This is a genomic window from Zavarzinia marina (assembly GCF_021568905.1).
Taxonomy (GTDB): domain Bacteria; phylum Pseudomonadota; class Alphaproteobacteria; order Zavarziniales; family Zavarziniaceae; genus Zavarzinia; species Zavarzinia marina.
Genome location: NZ_JAKGSB010000007.1, coordinates 153972 through 165038, shown reverse-complemented (window position 1 = coordinate 165038; position 11067 = coordinate 153972). Strand labels below are relative to the sequence as shown.

Annotated in this window: 11 protein-coding genes and 1 tRNA gene; 5 read left to right on the top strand and 7 right to left on the bottom strand. The window is 65.8% G+C overall.

Going from position 1 to position 11067, the window contains the following annotated elements; all coding sequences use genetic code 11:
* Positions 1-70 precede the first annotated feature (70 nt).
* Positions 71-147, top strand: a tRNA-Met gene (locus L2U69_RS17400).
* A gap of 198 nt (positions 148-345) precedes the next feature.
* Positions 346-579: a hypothetical protein gene (locus L2U69_RS17395; RefSeq protein ID WP_236108404.1), complete on the top strand. Its 234-nt coding sequence runs from the start codon at positions 346-348 to the stop codon at positions 577-579.
* On the opposite strand, the gene L2U69_RS17390 is transcribed toward L2U69_RS17395, so the two are convergent.
* From L2U69_RS17390 to L2U69_RS17370, 5 genes are all read right to left on the bottom strand, one after another.
* Complete coding sequence (locus L2U69_RS17390; RefSeq protein ID WP_236108403.1) at positions 555-1184, bottom strand: hypothetical protein; 630 nt, start codon at positions 1182-1184, stop codon at positions 555-557. The genes L2U69_RS17395 and L2U69_RS17390 overlap by 25 nt on opposite strands.
* A 179-nt stretch (positions 1185-1363) precedes the next feature.
* Entirely contained in the window at positions 1364-1708 is a 345-nt protein-coding gene (locus L2U69_RS17385) for a DUF2190 family protein (protein WP_236108402.1), read from the bottom strand.
* Between the two features lies 1 nt (position 1709).
* Positions 1710-1919, bottom strand: a complete 210-nt coding sequence (locus L2U69_RS17380) for a phage head-tail joining protein (protein WP_113290898.1) — start codon at positions 1917-1919, stop codon at positions 1710-1712.
* Positions 1919-3775, bottom strand: coding sequence for a prohead protease/major capsid protein fusion protein (locus tag L2U69_RS17375; RefSeq protein WP_236108401.1), 1857 nt, complete (start codon positions 3773-3775; stop codon positions 1919-1921). The genes L2U69_RS17380 and L2U69_RS17375 overlap by 1 nt, the downstream gene beginning before the upstream one ends.
* A complete protein-coding gene (locus L2U69_RS17370) occupies positions 3768-5180 on the bottom strand; it encodes a phage portal protein (protein WP_236108400.1) in 1413 nt (470 codons plus the stop codon). Before L2U69_RS17370 ends, L2U69_RS17375 begins: the two co-directional genes overlap by 8 nt.
* Before the next feature lie 242 nt (positions 5181-5422).
* Here L2U69_RS17370 and dcm point away from each other — a divergent pair, with 242 nt between their 5' ends.
* Genes dcm through L2U69_RS17355 form a run of 3 tightly spaced genes read left to right on the top strand, consistent with a single transcriptional unit; the run spans position 5423 to position 8391 of the window.
* On the top strand, positions 5423-6688 hold the full coding sequence (gene dcm / locus L2U69_RS17365; RefSeq protein ID WP_329605423.1) for a DNA (cytosine-5-)-methyltransferase: 1266 nt from the start codon (positions 5423-5425) through the stop codon (positions 6686-6688).
* A gap of 28 nt (positions 6689-6716) precedes the next feature.
* The gene (locus tag L2U69_RS17360; RefSeq protein ID WP_329605422.1) at positions 6717-7154 is read left to right on the top strand and encodes a very short patch repair endonuclease; all 438 of its coding nucleotides are present in this window, start codon (positions 6717-6719) and stop codon (positions 7152-7154) included.
* Entirely contained in the window at positions 7141-8391 is a 1251-nt protein-coding gene (locus L2U69_RS17355) for a type II restriction endonuclease (protein WP_236108398.1), read from the top strand. Before L2U69_RS17360 ends, L2U69_RS17355 begins: the two co-directional genes overlap by 14 nt.
* Positions 8392-8444: 53 nt before the next feature.
* Here the strand turns inward: L2U69_RS17355 and L2U69_RS17350 are convergent, their stop codons facing one another.
* Entirely contained in the window at positions 8445-10253 is a 1809-nt protein-coding gene (locus tag L2U69_RS17350; protein WP_236108397.1) for a phage terminase large subunit family protein, read from the bottom strand.
* Positions 10243-10752, bottom strand: coding sequence for a hypothetical protein (locus tag L2U69_RS17345; RefSeq protein ID WP_236108396.1), 510 nt, complete (start codon positions 10750-10752; stop codon positions 10243-10245). The genes L2U69_RS17350 and L2U69_RS17345 overlap by 11 nt, the downstream gene beginning before the upstream one ends.
* Positions 10753-11067: the final 315 nt, after the last annotated feature.

Here is an 11067-nt window from a genome sequence, read left to right as displayed (position 1 = left end):
AGCGTCGGAAGAGTAGGTCGTCGCCAGGCCTGCAAAACAGACAAAAACCTCACAACGTCCTCACCCACACCGCGGGGTGGAGCAGCCCGGTAGCTCGTCAGGCTCATAACCTGAAGGTCGTAGGTTCAAATCCTACCCCCGCAACCAAATTCCTCAAAGAATACAGTCGCTTGAGAGCCTCCCGCACGGGAGGCGTTTTGTGTTCCGCGCCCGTGTCAACACTGTGTCAACAGAACCCCGACGCCCCGTGTCAACGAATGGCGCCGACTCGCGCCCCACTCTCCGCTTGATCGAGACGCGCCCGCGAGCCTGATGGTCCCCGACACCACCACGGGAGACCACCCCATGCCGAAGACCAACGACGCCGCGCTCGCCGCCTTCATCGCGCGCAAGGCCGAGATCGACGCGGCGCTCGACCGCATCCGCGCCGCCAGCGAGGACCATTTCTTCGCCAGCCCAGAAGACGTGAACTGGGGCCATGTCACGGGCCTCGCAGACCACGCCGCGCTGCTCAAGCGGATCACCGACGCGATCTACGCCGAGGGCGAACATGCTCAGCCAGACGCGACCGGAATGTAGAGGAAACGGAACTGTCCGAAGCGCCCGTCGATGCGGGAATAATCGCGCCAGTTCATGGCATAGGCACCCTTGAGGACGATGGACGCTTCCCGTCCGCGCTTCGTCCCTGGCCCGGCGTGATCCGCCCAGTCCAGTATCCCCGTCACCGTCCGACCCTCACGCAGCTCGAACGCAACGTCGCTTGCGCCAGCGCTCTTCCGCCCTCTCCAATATGAGGGATCATTACTGAGCACGAGGACTGCGGCAGAAGCGCCGGGTCGGCTGGCCCGGAACTGTTCCATGCGCATGATATCTTTCAGCACGTCGTAACGTCGAGTGTCCTGTGCGCCTTGCGGCTTGAGCGCGAACGGCTCGCCATCGACCTGGTACTCGACGCGTTGGCACAGGTACTTCAGTTCCAGCGCCATCTCCTGACCGCCATTCCTGACCAGGATGTCGATGGCCGCATTGCTCGGACGGGCGAGCGGGTATTCGAGGCGTACCTGAAGATCGGGGTGCACTTCGCGCAGGTGCCACGCCAGCTCATGCTGAAGGTCAGCCTCCGAATGAAAGACCGGCCTGCGCGCGGCAAGGTCGGTGAGCAGTTCCGGGATGTCGAGGTTCAATCGGCACTCCTTGTTCGTGGCACCCTATTCGGAGCGCCGAAGCCCCTGCGATTTTCTATCGGCCCGCCCCCGTCACCTCAAGAAACAGACGCCCTGAAGAGGTTCTCGCAGGGGATGTCGGAGAAACCAACATCCCGAGAAAATCGCGTTGCAACCGCCAACGCGATTTGCCCGCGCCATCACGCCGCCGCCGTCGCGATCCCATCCAGCCGCACAGCGACGCTGGTGACGCCGTTCCCCGCCGCCTCGACCGCCACGCCGATGGGGAAGCGCCCGGCGGCCGGGGTGGTCACTTCCTTCGTCGTGTTGTCCCAGGCCACGCGCGCGCCGACGGTGAGGACCGCAGCGCTGGCCTTCGGCAGCTGGAACACGCCGGTGGTGGAGAGCTCGACGGGATCGCCCTCGGCCGAGGAATAGGCGGCGATGCCGAAGATGCTGCCGACGATCAGCGCGTCGCCCGAGGCGATGCCGCCCGCGGGCGTGGTGACGCGGACGATGTGGCCGTTCTGGAGGTAATTCTTCATCTCAGAGCCCTTTCGAGGATTGGATGCGGACGACCGAGATGCGGTCGGTCGCCCCCGCGATCTGTCGGTTGAGGTCCGCGAGCGCGGCGGCCATCTCGCCGTCGCTCGCGTAGGTGACGCGCTTGCCGTCGTATTCGACGGTGCGGACGCCCCGGTAGCGCGCGGCCATCAGGGCGTCCCGCCAGGCGGTGAGCTGGGCGAGGTCGGCCATCACGCGCCCGCGTTCATGAACCAGCCGCGGTGGTCGATGAACCCGGCCCCGAAATCCAGGATCACCCGGATCTCCACGCCGTCCACGTCCCAGCCCGAGCGGCTCTCGACCTGCGGGCCCTCCGCGCCCGAGAGATAGGCGAACTCCAGCCCGTCGATCTCGCCGGGATCGGCGGTGACGTACCAGCGGGTGGCGCTAGACAGGCGCGGCTCGACCACCAGCGAGAGCGACCCGGAGAACGGGTTCACGTCGGCCGCGGTCGCGGGCGCGATGGAGGCCAGCCACTTCTCGGCCGTGGTCTCCAGCGCGGGTGGGACCAGCAGGTTGCGGGGCGTCACGCGGATCGTGCGATCCTCGATGCCCTTCTGCGTGCGGAGCGCCAGCCGGGCGGCCGAGAGGGTCGCGTCGGAGATCGCCGCGCCGGTGCCCGCCTTGTTGCCGTGATCGGCGTGGAACAGCGTCTTGCCGTCGGATAGGGTCGGCCCGTTGCCGCTGCCCGCCTCGAGGAGGGTCACGAGGATCCGCGCCTCGGTCTCGGCCGCAGCCTGGCCCATGCGACGGGCGAGGTCCGCGAAGGCGCCGAGATCGTCGTTGACCAGCACCTGCCGGGTGATCCCGATCTTCCGCGCCCAGGTCTCGACCTTGTAGGCCTCGCGCGCCTCGGCCATGGTCCCGGCCTTGATCTCGCCGTGCTCGTTCAGTTTCTCCAGCAGCGGCGCCTCGCCCAGCATGATCTTGTTCACCGCGCGGAAGTCCCGCGCCGTGGTCTGGCGGCCGAGGCGGCGGATGCCCGAGGGTGCGGCCTGATAGGCGTCGCGCAGCACGCGGCCCACCGTGTCCCCGAGGATGATCGGGAAGTCCGATGTGGTGTGCAGCGCGCGGGTGACGAGGCTCGCGGGCGACAGCGCCATGGTGGACTCGCCGCGCATCGTCAGCAGTTCCTTCGCCATGTCGACGGGTGTCGAATAGGCGTAGCGCCGGGCCGGTTCGCTCAACTCGTGGCGCGGGTTGATCCGGGCGTAGAGCGCCTCGCCCATCTGCCGGGCGCGCAGGGTCGGATCGTCCTGGCTCTCGCCCATCTCGACGCGGACCTGCTCGGTGCGGATCGCAGGTGCGGAGCGCTTGGCCAGCGCCTCGAAGGCCGCGCGGCGGGCGGTGTCGGGATCGGCGCCTCCGTCGATCTGGCTGTCGATCCAGGACTGGTCCAGCCCGGCGATCCGAGCGATGGAGCGGATCTCGGCATTCGCCTCGGCGCGGGTCTGGGTGGTCGGCGCCGTGTCGGCGGCCCCTCGGGTGGTCGTGTCGGTCATCTCTGTCTCCATGCGAATGTGGGCGCCGGGATCGGCGGGCGTCGGCACCAGGGAAATCTCGTGGGGCGTCCAGCGCACGGCGGTCAGCACGCGCGCGCCGTTCTCGGCGGTCTCGGCCCAATCCTCGACGGAGTAGCCGACCGAGACGTGGCGCAGGATGCCCGCCAGCACGTCCTGCCAGACCGGCTCGACCTCGGGCCGCGCCGAGAACTGGATGACGGCGGTGCCGCGCTTGCCGTCGACGGCGGCGCTGCGGACGGAGCCCAGCACGTCGCGCACCGCGGTCTGGCGATGCGCATCGAGGACGCTGGCGCCCTCGAGGCGAGACAGGTCCACGGCCTCGGGCGCGAGGCTCAGCCGCTCGATGTATGGCCCCGCCATGTCGCGGCGGCGCACGGGCGCACCGGTGGACCAGACCACCTCGACGGTGCGGGCCTCCGGATCGGCGGTGGCGGGCGCCAGCGTCGCGCGACGCGTGAGCAGGCAAACGTTGTCGGTTCCGACGTTTGAGCGGCTCGATGCCGGGGTTGTCTCGGTCTCAGCCATCGGCGGCCTCCTTCTCCTGCGGCGACCCCGTCTGGCCGAAGGCGAGCCCCAGCCCCTCCGCGCGCTCGCGGTCGGCGGCGATCTCGGCATCGACCTGTTCGGCGTCGTAGCCGCGCTCGGAGATTGCCTGGGACCGGCTCTTGAGCCCGGCGCCGATCGCCATGATCTCGGCCTGCACATCCTTCATCGGATCGACGTAGTCGAACTTCGGCGGCAGCCATTCGCAGCCCAGGTAGGCGTCCGGGTTCCGGTCGAAGTCACGCGCGGGCAGGTCGCCGGTCAGCACAGCCAGCCGCACGAACCGCTCCCAGACGGGGCGGCAGAACAGATGCACCACCACGTTGTGCTGCAACTGCTCGACGCGGCGACGGAACTCGATGAGCCCGGCCCGGATCGAGGAATAGGTGACGCCCTCCAGGTCTCCGGAGACCAGCTCGTAGGGCAGGCCCAGCCCCGCCGCGACGGCGCGCAGGTGGTTCTTGACGAAGGGCGCGTAGGCGTCGTGCTCGGTCGGGTTCGAGAAGCGGATGTCGGTGCCGGGCGGCAGCGGGATCAGGCTGCCGGGCTCCATGCCCACGGTCAGCGCGCCGCCGGTGTTGGTGCCCGAGAGCCCGCCCGCCGTGCCGTCGGGATCGGTGATGAAGCCGGTGAAGAGCGCCGCGACCTTGGCCTTCACCAGCGCGGCGTCCTCGAACTGGTCGAGCTCATGCAGCCGCAGGAGCACCGGCGCCAGCCAAGTGATGCCGCGCAGCTGGCCCGCGGCGAGCGGCTTGAACAGGTGCAGGCAATCGGCGGCGGGGACGCGGAGCGGGTCCATGCGGAGAGACCCCAGCGGATCGCCCGGGCGGGAGGACAAGACCCGGTAGGCGACCCGGCGACCGGCGGCATCGAACTCGATGCCCGCGCGGATCCGCGCCCCGCCGCCGATCTCGCGGTGCAGATCCATGGGAACCTGCTCGCGATCCAGAAGCTCGAGATGGAGGGGAATGCTGGCGGCGTCGCTGGCCACGCGCAGCCGGGCGAAGCTCTCGCCGCTCTCGACCATCGCGCGCACGGCCATGGCCTGCAGACCGTAGAAATCCGCCAGCCCATCGGGGGCGGCGTGATCCGTCCAGCGCAGCCAGAGCGCTTGCAGCCGCTCGCGCACCGCCCGGTCCGGATGGGTGGATTGCGGCTTTATCCCGGCGCCGACGACATTGCCGACCAGGCTGTCCACCGCCGCCGCGACCCACGGATTGTTCCGCGCGTACCACCCGGCCCGCCGCGCCGCCGTGGTCGCCCCCGCCAGGATCGCCGCGTTCAGCCCATCGACCGTCCGCGCCCCCTCCCAACGCCGCCCGCAACCCGCAGCGTCGAAGCCGCGAGCGCGCGCGATGCCGAGAAGGCGATGGAGGAAGGTCCGCATGGGCGGGAGAATCGCCCGAAGTGGACTCTCAAGCTATTGGGAATGTTTGGGAATCCCAAGATGGGGGATGGCGCAGCGACGCGGCGCCGTGCTCTCATAGCCATACATCGGACCCTGTCCGTCCATCCTGCCCGCCCGCGCTCGGCGGGCGATTTATCCGCAACAGCTCTAACTTCACGTTTTGTTCTTGTTTCGCGTGTCAAATCCTGGCAGTATGACAAAAAAATACCTAGCGAGGGGCTATGCTTCAAACCGTTCAGCCAGACTTCTCGAGCCTGCGGCAGCAGGCGGGAATTTCCATCGATGAACTGGCACCTCTGGTCGGGTTCTCAGTGAGCACGCTCTATCGCTGGGAGCGGGGACAGACGCAGCCGCGCAAGGCGGCGCTGGCGTTACTTGAAGAAATCATTCGGCGCAGTCAGCCCCAAGAGGCGCCAGACGAGAAGTTTCGATTCGTGGATCTGTTCGCCGGGATCGGCGGGCTTCGTCGCGGTTTCGAACCGCTAGGTGGGCGTTGTGTATTCACCTGCGAGTGGGATCGATATGCTCAAGCGACCTACAAGGCGAACTACAACTGCGATCATGAACTGGCCGGTGATATCACCAAAATTCCAGCTGCCTCGATTCCGGAGCATGATGTTCTGCTGGCGGGCTTTCCGTGTCAGCCATTCTCGATCGCTGGGGTTTCGAAGAAGAACGCTCTGCGGATGCCGCATGGCTTTCTGTGTGAAACACAGGGTACGCTGTTTTTCGAAGTCGAACGAATCCTTGCACATCACCGTCCGAAGGCTTTCCTGCTGGAGAACGTCAAGAATCTAGTAAATCACGACCGCGGCAGAACGTTTGATGTCATTCGACGAACGCTGCGCGAGAAGCTCGGGTACCATGTTCACACCCGCGTGATTGACGCCAAATCTTTTGTCCCGCAGCATCGCGAGCGCATATTCATAGTCGGCTTCCGCGATGCAAGCGGCTTCTCTTTAGATGATCTCATACTGCCTGATCCTTTGAATGGACCGAAGCTCGGTAGCATTCTGCACCCGGAAGATGGAACCGAGGCACCTGACAAACCCTTTACCGACAAGGATGGACGCGTGAGTGCAAAATATATACTGACGGACCATTTGTGGGGTTATCTCCAGCAATATGCAGCAAAGCATAAAGCGCGTGGAAATGGATTTGGTTTCGGCCTAGTGGGGCCTGGTGACGTGAGTCGCACGCTTTCGGCGCGCTACTACAAGGATGGTTCGGAGATTCTTGTCAGCCGAGGGAACGGAAATCCGCGCCGACTCACCCCGCGGGAGTGCGCCCGTTTGATGGGTTTCGAGCGACCCGGCGAGGCCCAGTTCACGATACCCGTCTCGGATACACAGGCCTACAAGCAGTTCGGCAACGCGGTGGTTGTGCCCGTGGTTCAAGCAGTTGCTAAGCACATGGCTCCGTTCATTGGCGCTTCGGACGCAGTGGATCAGGAGGACCTGCAGAGAGAACTGCCGCTCGTTGGCTGATGTTGTAGACAAAGCAACGCGTAGCCGGATGATGTCTGGCATTCGGGGCAAAGATACAGCCCCAGAAATGCTGGTACGCCGAGCTCTGCATGCGCGCGGCTTTCGCTATCGTATTCATGATCGCAGACTGCCGGGGCGTCCGGATATTGTCTTCCCCAGTCGACGTGCTGTCATCCTCGTACAGGGATGCTTCTGGCATGGACATGACTGTCACCTCTTCCGTTGGCCATCTTCACGGCAGGAATTCTGGCGTGCAAAGATCGGCGGAAATGCAGAGCGGGACGAGCGAAATGCCGACGCATTGAAGGGCGCGGGCTGGCGCGTGCTTACCGTTTGGGAGTGTGCGCTGAAGGGGCGAACGCGTTTGCCAGTCGATGCAGTCATCGATGGCATAGCCGCGTGGCTGCACAGCGACACAGACGACTACGAAATCAGTGGCCGTGAGGGTGACTATGGCACTTGCTGATCTGACGGACTGGATCGATGGTTTCTCCGGTCCTTCTTTTGTTTGGTATGTTAAACGCCTTTCAGGGAACGACACGTTGGCCAACGGCTCCCACCAGGCAGGCCCATATATTCCGCGCTCGTTCCTGTTCGATATCTTCCCGTCGATCAACCGAACCGACGTCAAGAATCCTGATCTCCACCTCGATGTGTATATAGACTCCCATGCTGATCATCGGCGCGTACGAGTAATCTACTACAACAACAAGTTTCACGAAAACCCGCACGGCGGTCGCAATGAGGCGAGGATCACAGGTTTCGGCGGAGGCAGTTCGGCGCTTCTCGATCCGGAGAGTACCGGTGCGCTGACGGTATTCGCGTTTGTGCTTGATGAGAATGGCGCGGCGACCGAATGCCATGTGTGGGTCTGCCGGCACGAAACCGAGGAAGACTTGGTCGAGGATCGCATTGGGCCAGTCGAACCGAGCAAATGGACTATTTGGTCGCCGGACCGACTCGTGCAACCGTCGTTGTTCAGTTCTCAGCCCAAGCCACGAGCAGATTGCTGGCTCCAGCCCGAAGAGATTCCGCCTGCTTGGCTCGCGCGCTTCCCGAGCGGTGTAGAGATCATCCGCAAGGCTGTTGAACTACGGGCCGATACGGCGCTTGACCCGGATCATAGATTGATGCGCCGCCGCGAGTGTGAGTTTCAGTTGTTCCGCAGCGTTGAGGAGGCAATAGAGCTACCGATCATCAAGGCGGGCTTCACAACCGTCGATGATTTCATTTCGCGCGCACAGACGATTTTGCAGCGTCGCAAGTCCCGCTCCGGGCGATCTCTGGAACTGCATGCTCGAGAGATTTTTATAGAAGAACGGCTTTGCGAGGACGTCGATTTTTCACATGGTCCGGAATCGGAACCCGGTCGACGGCCTGATTTCCTATTTCCATCGCAGATGGCTTATCGCAACGTAGGATATCCTTCGGGCAACCTGCGAATGCTGGCGGTCAAAACAACCTGCAAGGATCGGTGGCGCCAAGTTCTCAACGAAGCCGACCGGATACGGGTGAAGCATCTTCTCACACTTCAGGAGGGGGTTTCGGAAGGTCAGTTCCGTGAGATGACCGACGCAGGAGTGAAACTTGTTGTACCATCGCCTATAGTTGCGTCATTCCCGAAGAGCGTTCAGCCGCATCTGCAGAGTGTGGAAAGTTTCATTGCGGATGTGCGACTGCTCCCGAAGCCGGATACCGAGTGAGAAAGCAATTTTTCTTACGACAATAGTCGCGTCGACCTGCGTGGGCAATAGACTCAGGTCATCCACGCCGATCGGATTACACGCCCGGCCTCGGCTCCCTGCCGCACCGGCACCGACGCCACCCCCTCCACCTCCTCGTTCAGCCTGAGGCCCATGCTGATGAGCCCGTGCAGGGCGGCGTGGGCGTAGACGAAGGTGTCGAGGGCCTCGTTGCGTTCGCCGTCGCGCTTGGGCTGCCAGGAGCGGATGGGGCGGCCCCGCTCGAAGCGGGTGACGACGCGCTCGGCGGTCAGCTGGCGGAAGTAGTCGGCGTCGAGGCGGCGCGGGAAATGGATCGCGCCGGGGCCGGGCTCGGTCAGGCGCAGGCGCGCATAGACGGCGTCTTTCACCGCGTCCACCCCGACGATGAAGAGCGGGATCTTGCCCTTGTTCGTCCGCGTCGGGCGGCGCGGCCAGACCGGGATGCCGGGCCCGCCGCGGCCCTTGATCGCCCAGATGCGTCGGGCGAGCCGGGTGCGGCAGAACTCGTAGGCCATCTTGGTGTGATGCCCGCCGGTGTCGATGGCGGCGGCGCGCACGGGCAGGTCGATCCCCGCGGGATGCGGGAAGGTCGCCTGCAGCACCATGTCGAGGTCGGACCAGAGGCGCGGCCCGGACGGGTCGCCCCAGAGCACGCGGTAGTCGATCACCCACGCTTCCTCGTCACGGCCCCAGCCGAGGATCTGAGCCTCAATCCGGTCGCCCTGCACGTCGACGCCCGCGGTCAGCACGGCCACCGAGGCGGGCAGCGCCTCGCCCCAGTCCTCGCGCCGGGCCATGAGCGGGTCGGCCGGAACGGTGTCGCCCGCCTGGTCCTCCCAGGACTCGCCCAGCTTGGTGTTGACCCAGACCTGCAGGCGCGCGGGATCCTTGCGGACGCGGCCATGCTCGGCAGCGATCTCGGCCCATGTCTCCCACGGGGAATAGAGCGCGGAGAGGTGGAAGCCTGCAGTGCGGCCGTCGCCCTCTGCGGTCGCGCGCCACTCGCCCGAGGCCAGAAGGCGCGGCTTCTCGTGCTCGTGATGGATGCCGCCGCAGGCCTCGCAGACCAGATGCGCCTGATCGCGCCGCCCCTCGGGCCAGCGGATGCGCGCCCAGGTGACCGGGGCCATGTCGCCGCAATTCAGACAGGGGACATAGTAGAAGCGCCGGTCGCTGTGCTCGAAGGCCGCCTCGATGCGGGAATGGCCCTTCAGCGTGGGCGTGGATACCATGTAGATCTTGCGCCGCCCGCGGAAGGTGGCGGTGCGCTGGATCGCGAGATCGACGGGATCCCCCTCGCCATCGGCGTCGCCGGGATAGCCGTCCACCTCGTCGAGGAACAGGTAGCGCACAGGCGTGGAGCGCAGGCCGACAGCTGAATTGGCCCCGGTCATCACCAACTGGCCGCCGGGGAAGGACTTCCGGAACAGGCTGTTCCCGGCGTCGCGGGAGCGGGGCGCGGCGACCAGTTCGCGCAGGGCGGGCGTCGCCTCGATCAGCGGGTCGATGCGGACGGTGGTGTTCCGGCGCACCATGTCGAGCGAGGGCATCACCAGCATGGCGATGCCAGGGGCGTTCTGGATGATGTAGCCGAGCCAGTTCAGCCCCGCCTCCGAGCCGCCGGTCTGCGCGCCCTTCATCAGCACGACGCGCTCGTAAGGACTCGCCGTCGAGAGCGCGTCCATCACGGCGCGCAGGTAGGGCGTGCGGTCGGTGCGCCAGCGGCCGGGCTCGGCCGAGGTGGGCGGCAGGATGCGGTGCCGGTCGGCCCAGTCCGAAACCGGGATCGGCGGTTCGGGGCGGATGCCGCGCCGCCAGGCGAGGTCGACGTCAGGCACCATCGCCAAAACTCCCGAGCGGCAGGTCGGCCAGGTGTTCGAGATGCTCACGCATCATCCGGTCGAGGGCGGCGAACGTCGAGCGGGGATCGGCGCCGAGTTCGGCAGCCAGCAGGGGCGCCGTGCGCTGGACCCACGCCAGATGCGCGTCGCGTTCGGCACGGGCGCGCGCGAAGACCGTGCGCCGCGCCTCGTCGGCGTCGATCAGCTTGCCCTGTTCGCGCTCGAAGGCCAGCCGGGCGCGCTGGACCTTGACGATCTCGTGCAGCCGCTTCGCCTCGGCCAGCGTGGCGGTGCGGGTGGTGGCAGAGGGCGCGCCACCCTTGTAGCGCCGGGCCGGGTCGAGGTTCGTCTCGATCCAGGCCAGCCCCTCGGCCACATCGATCCGCCCGTCGGCGCGCACCGGCAGGCCCTCGGCCACCAGTTGCGAGATGCGCCCCTTGGTCAGCCCAACGCGGGCGGCGAACGCGGTCTTGGTCTCGGCCCCGTCGAGTTTAGGCATGACCGGCCCTCACGCTGGCGACGCAATGCGCTGCGCGTCCCCACATACGGATCGGCCCGGGAGGAACCGCCGCTTTCCCGATCCTTCCGCCTTGACGCCGCCTCGGGCGGGCGGGCTCGGCGCCTCGAATGACGCACCGGTGACGCAGGAATGACGGGCTTTCGGGCGCAAGTCCCTGAAAGTGTTGAGATGACGCACCTCCCCCGCCATCCTTTTGAATAGGGGGGAATGGAATGATGGAGGGGGAGATGGTTTTCCCCCTTATCAAAAAGGTTGAAGCCAAGTGCGTCATCTCAACACTCTCAATGGGTTAGG